The 17,683-nt window shown below is 43.2% G+C and carries 18 protein-coding genes; 13 read left to right on the forward strand and 5 right to left on the reverse strand.

Annotated features, from left to right (window positions below):
* Positions 1–14 precede the first annotated feature (14 nt).
* Both NIE32_RS09875 and NIE32_RS09880 read right to left on the reverse strand, forming a co-directional pair.
* On the reverse strand, positions 15–1,277 hold the full coding sequence (locus NIE32_RS09875) for an aminopeptidase P family protein (RefSeq protein WP_253076728.1): 1,263 nt from the start codon (positions 1,275–1,277) through the stop codon (positions 15–17).
* A gap of 120 nt (positions 1,278–1,397) precedes the next feature.
* Complete coding sequence (locus NIE32_RS09880; protein ID WP_253076729.1) at positions 1,398–2,144, reverse strand: WecB/TagA/CpsF family glycosyltransferase; 747 nt, start codon at positions 2,142–2,144, stop codon at positions 1,398–1,400.
* Positions 2,145–2,447: 303 nt separating this feature from the next.
* Between NIE32_RS09880 and NIE32_RS09885 the strand changes: the two genes are divergently transcribed.
* Positions 2,448–3,503, forward strand: a complete 1,056-nt coding sequence (locus NIE32_RS09885; protein ID WP_253076730.1) for a glycosyltransferase family 4 protein — start codon at positions 2,448–2,450, stop codon at positions 3,501–3,503.
* Positions 3,504–4,083: 580 nt separating this feature from the next.
* Here NIE32_RS09885 and NIE32_RS09890 read toward each other — a convergent pair.
* Together NIE32_RS09890 and NIE32_RS09895 are read right to left on the reverse strand one after the other, a co-directional pair.
* On the reverse strand, positions 4,084–5,217 hold the full coding sequence (locus tag NIE32_RS09890; protein WP_253076731.1) for an LCP family protein: 1,134 nt from the start codon (positions 5,215–5,217) through the stop codon (positions 4,084–4,086).
* 253 nt (positions 5,218–5,470) lie between these two features.
* Positions 5,471–6,127 (reverse strand): YigZ family protein, encoded by a 657-nt coding sequence (locus tag NIE32_RS09895; RefSeq protein WP_253076732.1) that lies wholly within the window; start codon positions 6,125–6,127, stop codon positions 5,471–5,473.
* Between the two features lie 531 nt (positions 6,128–6,658).
* On the opposite strand from NIE32_RS09895, the gene NIE32_RS09900 reads away from it, so the two are divergent.
* The 4 genes from NIE32_RS09900 (at position 6,659) to NIE32_RS09915 (ending at position 11,361) form a co-directional block, all read left to right on the forward strand.
* On the forward strand, positions 6,659–7,834 hold the full coding sequence (locus NIE32_RS09900; RefSeq protein WP_253076733.1) for a sensor histidine kinase: 1,176 nt from the start codon (positions 6,659–6,661) through the stop codon (positions 7,832–7,834).
* Between the two features lie 174 nt (positions 7,835–8,008).
* Positions 8,009–8,713, forward strand: a complete 705-nt coding sequence (locus NIE32_RS09905; protein WP_253076734.1) for a response regulator — start codon at positions 8,009–8,011, stop codon at positions 8,711–8,713.
* Between the two features lie 444 nt (positions 8,714–9,157).
* Positions 9,158–10,594 (forward strand): ATP-dependent helicase ComFA, encoded by a 1,437-nt coding sequence (locus tag NIE32_RS09910; protein ID WP_435594235.1) that lies wholly within the window; start codon positions 9,158–9,160, stop codon positions 10,592–10,594.
* A complete protein-coding gene (locus NIE32_RS09915; protein ID WP_253076736.1) occupies positions 10,591–11,361 on the forward strand; it encodes a ComFC family protein in 771 nt (256 codons plus the stop codon). The genes NIE32_RS09910 and NIE32_RS09915 overlap by 4 nt, the downstream gene beginning before the upstream one ends.
* 78 nt (positions 11,362–11,439) lie before the next feature.
* On the opposite strand, the gene NIE32_RS09920 is transcribed toward NIE32_RS09915, so the two are convergent.
* Entirely contained in the window at positions 11,440–12,225 is a 786-nt protein-coding gene (locus NIE32_RS09920) for a C39 family peptidase (protein WP_253076737.1), read from the reverse strand.
* 348 nt (positions 12,226–12,573) lie between these two features.
* On the opposite strand from NIE32_RS09920, the gene NIE32_RS09925 reads away from it, so the two are divergent.
* The 8 genes from NIE32_RS09925 (at position 12,574) to csrA (ending at position 17,650) form a co-directional block, all read left to right on the forward strand.
* Positions 12,574–12,966 carry a TIGR03826 family flagellar region protein gene (locus tag NIE32_RS09925; protein ID WP_253076738.1) on the forward strand — a complete coding sequence of 131 codons (393 nt, stop codon included), beginning with the start codon at positions 12,574–12,576 and terminating at the stop codon, positions 12,964–12,966.
* 115 nt (positions 12,967–13,081) lie between these two features.
* Positions 13,082–13,348, forward strand: a complete 267-nt coding sequence (flgM, locus tag NIE32_RS09930) for a flagellar biosynthesis anti-sigma factor FlgM (protein ID WP_253076739.1) — start codon at positions 13,082–13,084, stop codon at positions 13,346–13,348.
* Positions 13,349–13,376: 28 nt separating this feature from the next.
* Complete coding sequence (locus NIE32_RS09935) at positions 13,377–13,871, forward strand: flagellar protein FlgN (protein ID WP_253076740.1); 495 nt, start codon at positions 13,377–13,379, stop codon at positions 13,869–13,871.
* A 20-nt stretch (positions 13,872–13,891) separates the two neighbouring features.
* Positions 13,892–15,412: a flagellar hook-associated protein FlgK gene (flgK, locus tag NIE32_RS09940; RefSeq protein WP_253076741.1), complete on the forward strand. Its 1,521-nt coding sequence runs from the start codon at positions 13,892–13,894 to the stop codon at positions 15,410–15,412.
* Between the two features lie 6 nt (positions 15,413–15,418).
* Positions 15,419–16,315, forward strand: coding sequence for a flagellar hook-associated protein FlgL (gene flgL, locus NIE32_RS09945; RefSeq protein WP_253076742.1), 897 nt, complete (start codon positions 15,419–15,421; stop codon positions 16,313–16,315).
* A gap of 52 nt (positions 16,316–16,367) precedes the next feature.
* Positions 16,368–16,961, forward strand: a complete 594-nt coding sequence (locus NIE32_RS09950) for a DUF6470 family protein (RefSeq protein WP_253076743.1) — start codon at positions 16,368–16,370, stop codon at positions 16,959–16,961.
* 7 nt (positions 16,962–16,968) lie between these two features.
* Positions 16,969–17,406 (forward strand): flagellar assembly protein FliW, encoded by a 438-nt coding sequence (fliW, locus tag NIE32_RS09955; protein ID WP_253076744.1) that lies wholly within the window; start codon positions 16,969–16,971, stop codon positions 17,404–17,406.
* Positions 17,407–17,410: 4 nt separating this feature from the next.
* Entirely contained in the window at positions 17,411–17,650 is a 240-nt protein-coding gene (gene csrA / locus NIE32_RS09960; RefSeq protein ID WP_253076745.1) for a carbon storage regulator CsrA, read from the forward strand.
* Positions 17,651–17,683 lie beyond the last annotated feature (33 nt).

Here is a 17,683-nt window from a genome sequence, read left to right on the forward strand (position 1 = left end):
TTAAGGGGACAAATTTATTTTAGATTGCTGTTGTTTTCTGCCATGTAGCTTTCAATTTCATCTGTCGTACGTGGCAAGCCGGTTGTGAGTACTTCAGCACCGGTTTCAGTTACGAGAAGATCATCCTCAATACGGATGCCAATACTTTCTTCAGGAATATAGAGGCCGGGTTCATTGGTAATCACTTCACCCGGGACAAGTTCCATTTCACGATAGGGACCAACATCATGTGTATCAAGGCCGAGCGAATGACTGACCCCATGAAAATAATAGTTTGTTAATTCTTCTGGGCGTTTAATCAAGCCAATGTTCATTAATTCTTCGGTATAGAAGTCAATAGTGAATTTATTGAGATCCTTGAATGCGATGCCTGGCTTGGTCATCTTGGTTACGGCTTGGTTGCAACGCAAGACTAAATCGTAAATTGTTTTTTGCCTAGACGTGAATGTGCCGTTAACTGGGAAGGTATAACTAATGTCGCCATTGTAGAGTTTGTGTTGTGCACCAAGATCGAGAAGAACAAGATCTCCATTTTCAGCAGTTCCCATGTTGGCGGAGTAATGGAGCACAGTTCCGTTAAATCCACTGGCAAGAATGGTTGGAAATGCGAATTCAGTACATCCTCGACTTTTCAATGTAAAATTAAAGTAGGCCTCTAATTCATATTCTTTCATGCCCGGCTTTGCATTTGCCAGCACATGCTTAATGCCATCCGCAGTAATTTTTCCCGCTTCGCGAATTAAGTCAATTTCTTCAGCTGATTTAACAACACGGAATTTGCAAATGACAGGATACACATTGTGTATAGTAAGATACGGATAAGTGACGGCTGCTTCTGCAGCAAATTTATTTGATGGCTTTGCAGAGAATTCCCATGATTTCGCCTCAAGATCAGCATATAAGTGTTTGTAGACGCGATTATCCAACTGAGAGTGAATGTAACTGTCAAATTTATCGATCAACTCGATATTCTGAACCCCGGAGGCATCCTGTGCTTCGTTCGGGGTAATCGTTTCCCCAACCCATCGTGCCATCCAAGGATCGGCGCGTTGAATGAATAACGTTTCCTCAACCTGTCCACCAAATTTGGCGGCAACAAAGATAACTTTTGCCTCCGTAATTCCGGTCATATAATAAAAGTTGCGGTTCGGGTAGAACGGATAGCTCTCATCTGCTGATTGATGCGCAGCTTCGCCGGCAAATAGGACTGTCAGCGATTGGTCTTCTAATGTCTCATAGAGTTTCTTACGGTTCCGAATAAAAAAAGTCTTGTCCATGCAAATCCTTCTTTCTGCTATAGATTCTTCCACTTTCATTCTATCACGGTCCTGCAATTCATTCGCATGATAAAACGAAACCCTTTTGCAGATGCGAGAAGGCTTTCGTGATCCGCTGCATCATTGTTTTCTAGAGACTTTTCTTTTTAACCAGATGATCTTTGTGAAAAACTGTGCGTGACCAACGACATTGCGCTTCCACATTCTGCGCGGTTCGAGTGCCATACGGAACAACCACTCGAGATTTAATAGTCGCATCAATTTCGGCGCACGTGGTTTCGTGCCCGAGGCAAAATCTATAAATCCGCCAACGGCTACGCGTGCCATGGGTTCCAATACGCTAGAATTTCGATCAATAAACTTTTCTTGAAGTGGCATACCCATCCCAACGAGTAAAACATCGGCATTGGAATAATTAATGGTTTCCACAACTTCCTGATCAGAAGTAAAATATCCGTTATGAGCACCGACGACTTTCAGATTAGGAAATTGGGTTTGAAGGTTACGTGCAGCAGTTTGAACAATTGTGTCTGATGAGCCGAGCAAATATACGGACCATTGATGTTCCACACATTTATGTAAAAGTAGAGGGATTAGATCCGTACCGTTTAAATTTTCGTCGAGTGTCACACCCCAAATTTTTGCCCCTAATTTAATCCCAATCCCATCATTGAGCAGGTAGTCGGCACGATTAAGAACAGCGTTGTAGTCAGGATCTTTTTGTGCAATGTTGTACCCATGATCATTCAGAAAATAGAGGTTCATGGTTTGATGCGACATCAGCTTGTTGGTAAACAGATCAACGAATGACTGCTTCGTGCGAAAATCGTTCATATATAAAGTGCCCACTTGTTTCTTTTCAACCATTCATGATCCCGTCCTTATGTTATGAATATACTCTCATCAGCATCTCTAAATTAAGGCCATTTTATCCGTTTATCATTGGTAATGATTGCTTGCAATCATCAAAAAAATACCGCATTTTAGTGCCCAAGACTCTTAATATTGTAAACTAATTTTAACGGATTGTGGATATCATTGAGAGATTGTAAAGAAAGCAGTGGCATTGTATTTACAATGTGTTATAATTCCGTATATGAGAAGTTTTCGAGAATGTTAACGTGAAAATGACTTCAATCCGAATTTATTGATAAGGGCGGGACTGACACGATGGTCTATGTGACGTTCATTATTTGTTTTCTTGCTGCGGTAGCTCTAACACCACTAGTCAGGAAATTGGCGATTCGCATCGGCGCGACTGATCTTCCAAACGCCCGCAAAGTGCACAAGACAATTATGCCGCGAATGGGCGGATTAGCGATTTATCTAGCATTTATCATTGGGATGCTGATTATGTGGCCGGACAGCAGTTTCACGTTGCCACTGATTATTGGAAGTTTCATTATTATTCTCACGGGTGTTCTCGATGATCTGTATTCATTGTCACCGAGAGTGAAAATTATTGCACACTTCTTTGCAGCGCTTGTTATTGTTCAGAGCGGAATCAGTGTTTCATTTATTAATTTACCTTTTAATGGCGTACTCCATCTGTACTGGCTGAGTATTCCTTTAACCTTGCTCTGGATCATGGGAATAACCAATGCAATTAATTTGATTGACGGACTGGACGGACTAGCTGTCGGTGTATCGAGTATTGTGTTACTGACGATAGCTGGTCTTTCCTTGACCGAAGGTAACTGGTTTGTATTCACTGTAAGTACATTGTTACTCGGAAGTACACTAGGATTCTTGCCTTATAACTTTCATCCGGCAAAGATCTTCATGGGGGATACAGGAAGCTATTTTCTTGGCTATATCATTTCCGTGCTTGCTTTGCTCGGATTCAAGAATGTGACGTTGTTCTCACTGGTTGTGCCGATCATCATATTGGCTGTGCCGATTTCCGACACATTGTTTGCGATCATTCGTCGATTCGTAAATCACAAACCACTAACAGCACCTGATAAATCGCACTTGCATCACTGTTTGCTGCGTTTCGGATTCACGCAAAGCCAGACTGTAGTGCTAATCTATGGTATGAGCGCGCTATTCGCATTGGCTGCGATCCTGTTCTCAACATCAACATTGCTCGGTTCAATGATTATTATCATCGGGGTTATGTTGATCATTGAGCTTGTGGTCGAAGGTGTGGGATTGATCAGCACCAACTATAAGCCACTCCTGAATACGTACAAACGATTGCTTCATTTAGCAAAGGTAAAATAAGAGCTATTTAGATAGACTATATAGAAAGAGCATTGAGTGGTCTCATGGCCGTCCAATGCTCTTTTTTTTAAGATATAAATTGAAAAGTATAAAGTTTTTAAACCAGCGAAGAGCGGGAAGCCTGTGGGGTCGTTCTTGTTGGTCTAAGCCAGGGGCGAACTTGCAGATTTTTGATTTATTCGAGGAGGCTTACGGATTATACGTAGTCATTCTAGCTGATGCCAGCAATCGACGCACATTTAAAGCAAGATAAATTCTAAACGGTTTTTGCTCATCTTTTTTTTGGAGGATATTCCAATGATTGATGTACGAGAAAAGCGGAGAGTGCAAAATGTTGGCGAGCGCGAGAGAACAGATTAAACGAGCAAAAGTCCGAACGATCGATGCATAAGAATCGATCATTCAATGCATGGTGCTTGAACCTGCTGGCTAATAGAATAACTTCAAGGAAATCATTTAAAGGAAATCATTTATATGAACAGGTACGCACACCAATTGTGATTCATCAATTCGAGTGCGAAAAGAAATAAGCCTATGCGTATGAACAATCTACGCACAGGCTTATTATATAGCGCAAGTATTATTGATTGCTGGCTGAACCGGATGAATCAGTAGCAAGTCCTGAATCGCTTGTGGTGCTCGAGGAAGATGATGATGTTCCGTTCATACTGCTGTTCTCCTGTGAACTGTCGCTCCCTGCGACCGTTTGATAATTGAGCTGCTCTCTAAGTTGGGTACGGACTTTATTGAGATAATTATCATCTAAGGCATAGTAGTAAATACCCGTGCTCATGTCGTCTGTACCTTTCAACTGTAAGGTTTTTATTCCTGATAGTGAGCCTGCGTATTGGCGCAGACTAAGCAGTTGTCCAAATGTTAGGTTTGTCTCGAAGTTCTGATCGAGAGAATCGATTACTTTACTGTATTTGGTCACAGAAGACAGCTTAGAACTTTTCTTCACAATTGCTTCAATCATTGCCATCTGTCTTCTGCCACGTCCAAAGTCGCCGCCTGCACCTGGGGATTTACGATTACGTACCAATGCAAGTGCCTGCTCACCGTTGAGTAGTTGCTTACCTGGTTTAAGAACGATGGCATTTTTGCCCTTCTTGTCCTTACTATTTTGAGTAACCAGTTTGACGGGCACATCCATCTCCACGCCACCAAGCGCATTGATAATCTTCATGAATGCATCAAAGTCTACTTGAACATAATAATCAACAGGAACCTTAAACAAATTCTCAACGGTTGCAATGGTATAGTCAGCACCCTGTCCATTATTGGCATCACCATAGGCATGGGCATGGGTAATTTTAGATATGCCATAATCACGCGTGTGGGTCGGATCAATAATTTGAACTTTTGAATCACGAGGAATGCTGACCATGTGTACTTTGTTTGTTGCGTGATTGAATGTTGCAAGAATCAGTGCATCCGAACGACTCGGTTCATTCTTGCGCTTGTCGATACCGATGAACAAAATGGAGAAGTCGTCCTTAACCGGATCAACTTTTTCAGCACGCAAATCTGATTTGTTTCCGCGGGCTAGTTTTTTTTGTGCATTTCCTGTTACGGTTTCGAGTTTCTTCGTTAAATAATAGCCGTAACTCACGCCGCTCCCTGCCAGAACAAGAAGTACAGCCAATACGATGATTAAAATTTTCTTACGCTTACCATGCTTTTTCTTTTGGTTTTCTATTCTGCTTAATGTCATTATCGACGGATTCTCCTTCAAGTTCTGATTCATTCACAGATCAGCGTAGGTCAATAAAAAAATTAAATACTCAATAGTTCATTAGTCACAGCTTATTAACAATAGCTTTATTTTACCTAAGTCGATCATTTCCATCAATGTAAAATTAGTGCTTTTTCAGCAAAATTCGTAAAATGAAAAAATAATGTCGATTAAGGAGTAGGCAGCTTCATTATCGAGACGGTCCATCTGCCCGCCACTAGACGCGGGGAAATTATTTAATTTCGCCAGGATTCGGCACTTTTTTCTGTAAATAGAGTTCGCATCGTTTTTCAATTTGTGCCTGACCGTTTGTCAAATCGGTGATCCAGTCAATAAATAGGTGTTCTTCCTCCTGGTCGGTATAGAGATCAAAAGTGACTTTGTCTAGATAACGGATTTCTTTTACCGCATAATGAGATTCACGGAGTTTGTTATCTAAAGTTCCGCTCAAATGATAGTCAACGGTCACAGCCCACTGGAAAGAAGGAATCTGTTCGATAACATCTGCTTCATTCAATCCGCTACTCGTTGAATGTGCATAAGCGCGAATTAAGCCACCTGCGCCGAGTTTGATCCCTCCGAAATATCGGGTAACAATTACCAGAGCATTACATACATGGCGACGTTTCAGGACATCGAGAATCGGGACTCCAGCGGTGCCACTTGGTTCACCATCGTCGCTTGCCTTTTGGATTTCTTGTTTCTTTCCTATGATATAGGCAAAACAATTATGATTTGCCTTCCAATGTTCCTTACGAACAGTCTGAATCAGTTGCTCAGCCTCGTTTTCAGTCTCTACCGGATAGACGGATGCGATAAAGCGTGAACGCTTAATTTCCGTTTCAACACTGCTCGACGATTGAATGGTTCTATACTTTTCTAAAGACATGAATAGCTCCTTTCATTAATCTCTAAAGTTAAAATTTTTTCTTGAATTTATTAAAGCACTATGTGCGTGTGAGCCGTAGATGAATTCTGAATGAATGTTTACAAAAATGAATTTCATCGATACGATAAAAAGAACAATAGTTCGTCGAACAAATAAGTATGGCATTCAAACTTATAATAAAATAGTTTTATTCATATTATCTTCGACGACAATCGATAATGTTTCGACCGTTGAAGGAAAAATAGTTTTAAAAAGTGATATGATGAATATAAATCATTTCATTGCTTGGTAGAATTTACCCTTGTCAATTGTTTATCTCTAAGAAACAATGGGTATAGACAGAGTTATGACAAATTTTTATTAAGAAAATTGTTTGTCTCAGAATACAAAAATAACGATACACGAACAAAGTGCCGAAGAACAGAGCAGTTGATCCGGCAATCAAATAGTTCTTAATACCTATACATAGATAGGCATAATGTGGCTAGCATGCATGCATGTGTTTCGCTACATTTGTTATGGAGGGAAATTATGTCAACCAGCAAACCAATAAATGCGGCACAAGATGTCAAGCATCTTGACAAAATTATCAACAATATGATTGATAATGTGAGCGACAGCAAGTCTCAGATCTTTGAGATTGGTGAACAATCACGTAAAGAGCATGACGCGCTGGTAAAAGAACTTCAACTTGTTCGACAAGAACTGGAAGGAATCATCGAACGAAGTGACACGCTCGAATTAGCAGCAAGACGGTCGAGAGGACGCTTGGCGGAGATCAGCAGAGCTTTTAATCAATACGGAGAAGCTGATGTACGTCATGCCTATGAAACCGCAAATACTATTCAGAACGATTTGTCGATTGTGCGCGAAATGGAAAGGCAGATGAAGAGACGCCGGAATGAATTGGAACGCCGACTTGTTCAGCTGCAAACGACCATTCAAAAAGCAGAGAATCTGATCGGACAAGTCACAGTCGTTCTGAATTACCTGACCGGTGATCTGAAACAGGTTGGCGAGGTCATTGCAAGCGCCAGGGAGCAGCGTGCGTTTGGCCTGAAAATTATTGAATCACTTGAGGAAGAGAGAAAGAGACTTTCGCGAGAGATCCATGATGGACCTGCACAGACATTGGCACAGGTATTACTCGGCCTTGACGTGGTTGAGCGTGTCGGGCAGAAAGAAGGAATGGAAGCGTCGCATAAAGAATTACAAAAATACAGGGTGATGGTACAGGGTGCACTTGGTGAAGTCAGGCGAATCATCTATGATCTCAGACCAATGAGCCTTGATGATTTAGGGTTAGTACCCACATTGAAGAAGTATTTTCACCGTGTGAACAGCGACTTTCCCTCCATTCGAATGAACTTTGAAAGTACTGGGCGTGAAAAACGGCTGCAATCGCGAATTGAGGCAGCGTTATTTCGACTAATTCAAGAGGCGATGCAAAACGCCTGCATTCATGCCAATCCAACGCAAATTAATGTTCGATTGGAATACAGAGAGGATAAAGTCCTAATACTAGTGATCGATGATGGAAAGGGATTCGACCAATCGGTAACAAAGGAAGGGAGTTACGGATTGATCGGTATGAAAGAACGAGCTGAACTCTTGGAAGGCGAATTGATCATTCGTTCAGAAGTAAATTCCGGAACGAAAATATTAATTAATATACCGATCCATCAGGAAGATGTACTTGAACAATAACTACATATCGAATGAGCGCCATCCCAAGCCTCATTGGTAATTTGATAGAATAAAAGCGAGGTGGATATCTGCTGCAATAGGGGAAGTATGTACGATCAATTTCACTGGAAAAAAGACAGTTCAAGGTGTTGAACCGGTGGTTGATGGTTTGAACAATTGACAGCAGAGATATTTGTGACAAATGTGCGACCAAAAGTGACAACGATTGCATTAATTGATGACCATCGTCTTTTTCGTGAAGGCGTTAAGAGAATATTAGATATGGAAAGTGATTTTGAAGTCGTGGCTGAAGGTGATGACGGCAGCACGGCTGAACAACTGATCGAAGACGCAGATCCGGATGTAGTGTTGATGGACATCAACATGCCGAAATTGAACGGGGTTGAGGCAACAAGACAGCTGATTAAAAATCACCCGGGTTTGAAAGTAATCATTCTATCGATTCATGATGATGAAAGCTATGTCACACATGTGCTGAAGTCCGGTGCACTTGGCTACTTGCTGAAAGAAATGGATGCGGATTCCATGATTCAAGCTGTGCGGATCGTCGCTCAAGGTGGTGCCTACATCCATCCGAAAGTGACCCACAATCTTGTGAATGAGTTTCGCCGTCTGGCCACACAGGGCTATTCAACTGAACTTTCCGGTTTCCGTGATCAAGAGTACCGCCCACCGCTTCATATTCTTACACATCGAGAATGCGAAGTTCTGCAGCTTATGGCAGATGGTAAGAGCAACCGGGCCATTGGGGAACATCTGTACATTAGTGAGAAAACCGTCAAAAACCACGTCAGCAACATCTTGCAGAAAATGAACGTAGAAGACCGTACACAAGCTGTTGTTGAAGCGATCAAAAACGGTTGGGTAAAAATTAATTAAATTCCTATAAAAGATAGCTTTAAAAAGCTTGATGTAGTTAGAGAGACCCTCTCATCGTCTAATCGACTGATGAGAGGTCTCTTTTTGATTTTCTTATGCTCGGCTGATTTGGGCATTGAGCTACTGATGGGGTGGACTCGGATAATTTTTAATAGGGATGGACAAAAACTGATCCAAACGTGACAATTCGCTACTAGAATGGGACAAACTGACTCATTTGTATTGGACAAACACCGTATAGAGACGGAAGACGATTTATGTAACGGCTCTTTTTAATAATTTGCGAAATAATTGAAGGAATAACGCGAATGGCGTCGAATACTTTTATTAACAGATTCTCTCCTCTATGAAATGGTCCACTTATTCTTCCTCATAATTCAGATGATCGACAACCCTCATTTTTACACCTCATTTTCTCCTCGAAAGAAGGTTCGTTTACCTATGATGTTACTTACACGAAAGAGCGACTTATCTCCCAATTTCAGTTCGGATGTTCAGCGTTTCTTGTATGGTAAAGAGTATCGCGCGGAGGAGCTTCCTTTTTCAGATCAAGTGATCAAAGAGCATCTGAACAAAGGTTATGTCACCATGCGCCCGGCAATAACTGCTTACAATGCGCATTTTTTGGATTTATTTAGTTATCGAAAAAAATGGCAGTGCAATCGATGTGGAAATCGTGATCAAGAATCATTTGCGAGCTGTTCATGCGCGCGATGCCGGAAGGAGTGTGTATATTGTCGTCATTGCCTCACTATGGGCATTGTGCGCGCATGCAGTCGTTTGGTCAGATGGGTTGGACCGGCGCCTGCAGCATCGGCACCGAAAAGTGATGGCTCAGAGCTCTGTACGTGGACAGGCACCTTGTCTGAAGAACAAAATGCGGCGGCATTTGCTCTGGATCACGCGCTTGCTCATGGGGATTCATTCCTCGTCTGGGCAGTTACCGGCTCCGGAAAGACGGAGATAATTTACAAAGCGATCGATCGAGCGTTAAGAGAAGGCCATCATGTGGCGTTGGCGACGCCGCGTACGGATGTGGTACGTGAATTACTCCCAAGATTGCGCTCGGTATTCCCAACAGTGTCGATCAGCGGCCTCTATGCCGGAAGTGAGGAAGCGTATCCGGAAGCGCAACTTGTGATCTCAACGGCACATCAACTCATTCATTATGCCAATTGTTTTGATTGTATCTTTATCGATGAAGTGGATGCGTTTCCGTTTCATTATGATCCAATGCTCGCTTTTGCCGTTCAGAAGGCAGCGAAACCAGGTGCACCGATTGGCTATCTGACGGCTACACCGCCAGAAGCGCTGAAGAGTGCTTATTTGAAGGGAAAATTAAAGGGAGTAAAAATTACGAGACGCTATCACGGACACCCGCTTCCGGTACCGAGGTTTCATTGGGTTGGTAATTGGACTCGCTCCATCCAAAAAGGACAGCTGCCCAAGCCGCTCCTTGATTGGTTACTCACGAAGAAACAGCAGGCACGCCAATTGTTTCTGTTTGTGCCGACTGTGACGATGGTCCGTGAACTGACCGAAACCATCCAAAAAGAAGGGTTCGTTCGAACAGCTGGGGTACATGCAGAAGATCCAGATCGTCATACTAAGGTGAACGACTTTCGCAACGGAAAAATAAGAATTTTGGTGACAACCACCATACTTGAACGGGGGGTCACTGTTCCTGGAGTAGAGGTTGCGGTACTCGGCGCGGATGATCGGGTATTTGATACTTGTGCGCTTGTTCAGATTTCCGGCCGTGTTGGACGCTCATCTGCATCTCCTTCCGGTGATATTCTCTTTTTTCATAATGGAAAGACATTAGCGATGGTACGCGCACGTCGGCAGATTGAACAAATGAATAAGGAGGGTGGGTTTTGAATCATGATCGTTGTCTCATTTGTCGCGTAGAAAGACAAGAACCACTCACCTTTCGCACGTTCCTCTCTTCAGAACATCAACTTGGATTTTGCGCGTCATGCAGAGAGAAATTAGAGCGCATTGATTGGCGGCACAGTTGTCGACAATGCGGACGGGATTTACAAGATTTGGCACCGGTGTTTGTGCACGATCATCGTTGCCACGACTGTCTGCAATGGGCGAACAGCGAGAGAAATGGTTTGTATGGACGAAACTATGCAGTCTATAACTATAACCCCTTCATGAAAGAAGTCATGACTGCGTTCAAATTCCGTGGGGATGCAGTGATTGCGTCAGGATTTGAAAAGGAAGTGAAGCAGGTGATGAAATGGATTAACAGGCCCAATTTACATCCAAGATTTTGGAAAAAGAGTCCTACCTGCACTTATGATTTTCTTGTACCCGTTCCGCTTAGTGTCGAGCGGTTGAATGAGCGTGGATTTAATCAAGCGGAAGTGCTTGCCGAGCAATTAGGACAGCCAATTGTGTCTGCACTCGTGCGGAAGAAAAATGAGCAAAAGCAAAGTAAGAAAGATCGGAATGAGCGGATACGCTCCCGAAACACTCCTTTTTCCATCAAGAATGACATGCTTCATCAGATAAGCGGAAAAAAGATCCTTCTCGTTGATGATATCTATACGACCGGAGCAACGATCCGCTTAGCTGCAGAGGCACTAAGTCCGGCACATCCGGCACGTATTGACTCATTCACACTCATCCATGGATAACCAAGATGAACACTTGTTTTAAAAATAGTAAACGAAAAAAAGATTGAGAGTGAGCAATGCTCCGTCGAAGGAAGCCTCTTATTCGAAAAAGGAATGGCGATAGCTAATCGCCTGACTGCCCATTTGCTGCCATGCTTTAATGAATGCGGTTCTATCAACCACTGTGTTCTTTTTTCCAAGTGGATCGTTAAATACAATATGATCTTTGTCATATCCGGTCACCAATACGGAATGTTCCTGATTGGTGACTTTCACTTTGCCTTCTTTTGTCTGCCAGACTTGAAAAGCATTCTGTGGCAGCGGCTCAAATGTGGCATTGGTGATGACGACAACCGGAATGCCGTTCTGGAGCTGCCTCAAGACAGCATCAAAAGATTTGCCGCTGAGATCGATAATTTTTCCAGGTAGAAAATCCTGGCCAAGATTTGCCAAAGGTTTGTGATACACACCATACCCTTGCTCGCTGAACGAATACATAGTGCCGACAAACCCAACATTTGGATCGCCGTAATAGCCATTTTGATAATAGGGGACCTTGTGAATTTTACTCGCTAATTCCATTTTGCTGACCTGGACGCCGGCGTTCTGAAGCAACATTGCAAGAGCAGTCACTTCGCAGCCTCGAGGTAACTCGGGTTTCTGAAGAATCTGGGGTGCATCAATCTGTACGGAACTTTTCTCCGCCGTATCTCCTGTTATCTGCAGGGCGTCATTCTTTACTTTTTCAGCATCATTGATGATCTTGGTCACAAAATTATTCTTTAAAAGATGCTGCCCTGCAGGATAGAGATTAAAAAGGAATAGGGCAAGTACTATATCGAAGGCAAGGAACCAACCAAGCCAATGTTTTCTAAAAAGGTGCATGAAGTTATTTCCCTTCGCTCGGTGTTATCATTTCTTGTTGTATCATTTAATAAGTCGACATGACTATTCATAGGCTTTGACTTAATTCTAGCCATCTCAGTGAAGCTTAGTATTTTTGCCGAATAACTGCTCTGTACGCATTTAAAAAATAAGTAAAAGCAAGTTACACGTGTTGCTATTTTACCATGGGCGCCAGCAGTGAAGGGGCGTAGATGTGACAAATCACTAAATTTTAACACATCTAGTCCGATAATTAATGAGAAAAGCGAAATCTGTGAGTGCTAACATGCGGGCGATCAATTGATCCTACCCTCCAGTATTTGGCTTTTGATTAAGGGAGGAATTTCATTGGCAGATCTCGAAAACTGTAAGGGCTGCGGAAGACTCTTTGTCAGAGTGTCTTCTCCATACTGCCCCGACTGTCTAAAAAAACAAGATCAAATGTATGAGACCGTCTATCGTTTTATTCGTAAACAGGAAAACAGGAGATCAACGGTTACTGAGGTTCATGAAGCAACCGGTGTCGATGTTAACTGGATTTACCAGTGGATTCGAGAAGGAAAAATTCAGACCTCTGTATTCCCTAACCTTGGCTACCCGTGCAAGTCTTGTGGAACGTTGATCCAAACCGGGGCGCTCTGTGATAACTGCCGGCATCGACTGGAGCATGACATTGATCAGCAGCAAAAAAGAGATGAAGCGGCAAGCCGTTCACAACGGGGAAAGACGTATCATACCTAAGGATCACCCAAGAGAACTAAAGAAATAAGCTACAATGCCGATATAATATAGGGAAAGCAAAATAAAGTTCGAGATTATAACCAGTATTAAATTCCTCTGAGATGAGGTGAATTCATTGAAAATTAACGGATACCAGCCTGTTCAGTCGTATTCAACGAACTATCAGGCAGCAAAACTTGGTGAACAATCAATAGCACCAGCTAAGACAAATGATAAGGTTGAAATTTCTAACGCGGCAAAACGCATGCAAGGCGCGAAGAAACTTGAAGAAGCCAGACAGCAAAAAATTGATCAGATCAAAACGCAGATTGATGCTGGCACGTATTATGTTTCCTCGAAAACTATTGCAGAGAAAATGTATAACTTCTGGAACAATCGATAAAGGTTCAGCATTAAGGGAGTGAACAACTATGTCTCTAAAGCAAATGAAGCAAACGATGACCGCGATGATTGACTGTCATGACGCTCTGTACACCCTAGCCATTGAAAAAAGAGATGCGGTCAAAGTGGGAGATGCTCAAACGGTCGGTGAGATCAGTTCGAAAGAAACACCGCTGGTTGAACGTTTGCAGAAATTGGAGACAGCGCGGACATCGATCATTCAGATCGATCTTGGTACAGATGCTGGTGAATCGATCACTTTTTCAGATTGGGAAAAAGTGATGGTGCCAGAGCAAGAGCGTGAAGCATGGCAAAAGATTTATCTTGAACTCGCGAACAGTGTGTATCGATTGAAACAGGCGAATAAGCTGAATCAAGAACTTCTTCGCGATTCATTACTTTGGGTCAAGCTGAACATGAATCTCTTGAAACCACAGAATCAGAATTTGCATAATTACCGAAACCCAAGAGACGGACAGGCACCGTCATCCGTTTACAGCGGACGTATAGATTCTCGGACTTAATATAGACGGAGGTGCAACCAGTGATTCCGATTTTTTCTAGTTTAGATATGATGCAGCGGGCACTGCAAGTCACGCAGACAGCGATTCAGACGACCGGACATAATATTTCAAATGCCAATACAGACGGCTACTCTCGTCAACGTGTCAATTTGACTACATGGACCCCTTATCCGGGCATTGGCATCAACGCTGCACGCGGTGCCGGTCAGATTGGTACAGGTGTGAACGATGATGCAATTGTCCGAATCCGCGACCAATTTGTTGATCAACAAGTTCGTGACAATTCAAACGAGAATGGCTATTGGAGTGCATTAAGTGATGCCTACGGCCAAATGGAAGATATTATTAATGAACCGACGGATACCGGAATCTCATCTGAACTGGATGGTTTCTGGCAATCGCTTCAGGATCTTGCGGGCAATGCGGGAACCAGCGGAACAGGTACGGTTGTGCTACAAAATGGAGCGGCGGTCGCCGATACGTTTAATTACATTGGCACGTCTTTAGGAAAAGTTCAAGATAATCTCAACCAGCAAATTACGGAAAATACGAAGCTGATCAATAATTACGCAGATCAAATCAACGCACTTAATTCACAAATCAACAAGCAAGAAGCGAACGGGTTACTCGCCAATGATCTCTACGACCAACGCGATGCGCTCACGGAAAAATTGGCGCAGCTTGTCAACATCAAAGTGACGAAAGTGCCAAGCGGCGGCAACCCATCACCACTTGCAGAAGGAAAATATACCATTGAGATGGTTGATGGAACCGGTGCGTCTTATAGCCCAGCAGCAACTCTGGTCGATGGTGCCGCTTTAACAAATAATCATTTGAAGGCAACAATCGACACGACCAACAGTTCAGCGCCAACGGTTACGATGGCGATGGTTCAATCCGATGACACAACGGCTGTTTCAACGGGATTGGGCAAAGATTTTTCAGGGAAACTTCAAGGACTCATTGATGCCTATACAAACGATTATCCAAGTGTCTTAAAGAGCTTGGATAATATGGCAAGCACATTAGCAACGGAAATGAATACTGCTTATCAGAAGACGGCGGGCTATGATAGCACAAAAGGTGACTTCTTCCTCGGAGATAGTTCAGGAATCGTAACTGCGCTCACTATTCATGTGAACAGCAATCTAACAGGTAGCGATGTGAAGGCAAACGGGCTGAATGCAGATGGCACCGCGAAACCGAGCGGCGACAACAGCGGGGCGACGGCAATGGCCAACGTGATCGCAACGAATGCTTATGCTATTGATGGCACAGGCAGCGATACGATGACCTTGAAGAGTTATTTGCAGAGCCTGATTGGACAGATCGGTGTTAATTCACAGTCTGCACAACAATTTACAAGCAACTCAGCAACGACATTGGCAGCGGCGCAAAACCGGCGTTCCTCAATCAGCGGGGTATCCCTTGACGAAGAATTAACAAATTTGATCCAGTTCCAACACTCTTACGGTGCGGCGGCTAAAGTTGTTACAACACTTGATACTTTGTTGGATACTTTAATTAATAAGATGGGGTGATAAATAATGCGGATTACACAAGGCATGATGACCAATAATGTTCTGCAGAATATTTCCGGTGGCTATAGCAAAATAGCGGATTATCAGGATCAATTGGCATCAGGAAAGAAAATCACCCGTCCTTCCCAGGATCCGGTTGTCGCAACAATGGGAATTGCTTACCGTACGGATGTTAGTCATGTTGAGCAATATCAAAAGAACGTGACCAACGCTTATAAATGGCTTGATAGCTCAGATGATTCACTCTCGCAAGTGGATGATGTACTTCAACGTATCCGTGAGCTGACAACAGAAGGAAGCACAGATACATACACAGCCGATCAGCGAAAAGCTATAGGTGTAGAAGTGGATCAATTGACGCAGCAACTGGTCACATTAGGGAACACGCAAGTGGGCGGACAGTATATTTTTAGCGGCAGTGATTCCGCAAACCCGCTTCTGACTCAAGCTTCAGATGGAACAGTGACCATTAATCAAACCGCGCTTGATAATCCAAACTTTTCCGTTGCGGTTAATGATGGCATCTCAATGGCAATTAATGTGAATCCGAATCAAGTGTTCACGTCCTCACTGTTCAGTGATTTAAATGATTTGAAGAATGCTTTGAATGGCGGTACGGCAACAGGACAAGACATCAGTGACTACCTTGGAAAACTTGATACCCATTTAGATGAAGTAAGCAGTGCTCAAGCTGATCTTGGTGCAAAGACCAATCGTATTGATATGGTCAAGAACCGGTTGGATGAGCAAAAGACAGTGGCTACACAAGTCATGTCCAGCAATGAAGACGCTGACTACGCGGAAACAATCGTAAAATTGAATGAGCAGCAGAATGTCTATAATGCCTCACTCTCGGTCGGAGCGAAAATCATTCAGACTTCTCTTGTTGACTTTTTGAAATAATCCTCATGAACTTTAGTATTATGGCATTTTTTAGAAATATGTGGTGATGATCATGGCGAGTACAATCCCTCATCTTGAGATGCATCAAACATTTGGCAAAATTGCGATCAGTACACAAAATGCTGTCCAAACCATAAGCCAACCGAAAGCGGATCAATCGATTGAGCAGCCAAAAGCAACAATGTCGATTGAACGCACACCTGCTCAAGTGAAGATCGATCAATCGGCAGGTTGGCATAACATGGATTTGAAATCGGTATTTGTTCGTATTCGCGACGCAGCACAAGCGGGAAAGCAAGCAGTTTTGGATGGCATTGTTCGTCATGCCCAAGAAGGGGACGAACTTTTACATATTGAGAAGAATAAGGGGCGAAATCTCTTCGCGAAACAAGCTGCGGAGAGCGTTGAAAGAGCGGTAATCGGTACACATTATGATACCGGCAGTACGCCCGCATCTCAAGCGGTGAGTTACGACGTGACGCCAGCACAATTGCAGGTCGACTGGCAAACGCATGCACCGGTGATCCAAGCAAAAGTGAATGCACCCCAATTGACGTATCAACCGGGGCAAGTCACAATATCTATGCAGCAATACCCTTCTTTGGCTATTCAAGCTGTCGGCATGTTTGTTGATGAGAAAGGATAAGAGAATCATGAAGATAAAAACAAAGTATTACGGCGAACAAGAGATCAATGAAAATGAAATTATTTCTTTTTCATCCGGAATTCCCGGTTTTGCTCATGACAAGCGCTTTATCCTCCAACCTTTTGGCGAAGCTTTCTCGATCCTGCAATCTCTTGATGATGCGGATGTTGCTTTTATCGTGACTTCTCCTTTTCTCTATTTCGAAGAGTACAGCATCGATCTTCCTGACCATTTGGTTCAACAATTGGCGATTCAATCTGAGCAGGACGTTGCTATTTGGGTTATTGTCAGCGTGCGAAAGCCATTTTCCCAATCGACAGCAAATCTCAAGGCGCCGATTATCATCAATGGGCGTGAGCAACTCGGTAAGCAATATATTCCGGATCATTCCCGATACTCGCTTCGAGAGCGCCTAGTTGCGACCTCGTCAGAAGAGAGGGCGTGACCAGATGCTGATCTTGACACGAAAACTTGGTGAAGCGATTCGCATCGGCGATGATATTGAAGTGAAAATTGTTGGCATTGCCGGTGATCAGATTAAATTGGGTATTTCGGCACCACGTGACATTGACGTGAACCGAGCGGAAATCTATGAGGCCATTCAGAAGGAAAATAGTCAGGCAACGCAAGCCGATCTCTCAGAAGAGTTAATTTCAGAACTGAAAGCCATGAAAAGGGAAAAGAAATGATAGCGACACGGGAAACCGTGTTTTTTTTGATGA

Origin of the sequence: Sporolactobacillus kofuensis (assembly GCF_024125425.1) — a bacterium.
In the GTDB taxonomy this organism is placed as follows: Bacteria; Bacillota; Bacilli; order Bacillales; family Sporolactobacillaceae; genus Sporolactobacillus; species Sporolactobacillus kofuensis.

Excerpts from the sequence above, each read along its gene's own strand:
- NIE32_RS09875 (WP_253076728.1), bottom strand. The coding sequence starts at position 1,277 with ATGGACAAGACTTTTTTTATTCGGAACCGTAAGAAACTCTATGAGACA.
- NIE32_RS09880 (WP_253076729.1), bottom strand. The coding sequence starts at position 2,144 with ATGGTTGAAAAGAAACAAGTGGGCACTTTATATATGAACGATTTTCGC.
- NIE32_RS09885 (WP_253076730.1), top strand. The coding sequence starts at position 2,448 with ATGGTCTATGTGACGTTCATTATTTGTTTTCTTGCTGCGGTAGCTCTA.
- NIE32_RS09890 (WP_253076731.1), bottom strand. The coding sequence starts at position 5,217 with ATGACATTAAGCAGAATAGAAAACCAAAAGAAAAAGCATGGTAAGCGT.
- NIE32_RS09895 (WP_253076732.1), bottom strand. The coding sequence starts at position 6,127 with ATGTCTTTAGAAAAGTATAGAACCATTCAATCGTCGAGCAGTGTTGAA.
- NIE32_RS09900 (WP_253076733.1), top strand. The coding sequence starts at position 6,659 with ATGTCAACCAGCAAACCAATAAATGCGGCACAAGATGTCAAGCATCTT.
- NIE32_RS09910 (WP_435594235.1), top strand. The coding sequence starts at position 9,158 with ATGTTACTTACACGAAAGAGCGACTTATCTCCCAATTTCAGTTCGGAT.
- NIE32_RS09920 (WP_253076737.1), bottom strand. The coding sequence starts at position 12,225 with ATGCACCTTTTTAGAAAACATTGGCTTGGTTGGTTCCTTGCCTTCGAT.
- NIE32_RS09935 (WP_253076740.1), top strand. The coding sequence starts at position 13,377 with ATGTCTCTAAAGCAAATGAAGCAAACGATGACCGCGATGATTGACTGT.
- flgL (WP_253076742.1), top strand. The coding sequence starts at position 15,419 with ATGCGGATTACACAAGGCATGATGACCAATAATGTTCTGCAGAATATT.
- NIE32_RS09950 (WP_253076743.1), top strand. The coding sequence starts at position 16,368 with ATGGCGAGTACAATCCCTCATCTTGAGATGCATCAAACATTTGGCAAA.
- fliW (WP_253076744.1), top strand. The coding sequence starts at position 16,969 with ATGAAGATAAAAACAAAGTATTACGGCGAACAAGAGATCAATGAAAAT.
- csrA (WP_253076745.1), top strand. The coding sequence starts at position 17,411 with ATGCTGATCTTGACACGAAAACTTGGTGAAGCGATTCGCATCGGCGAT.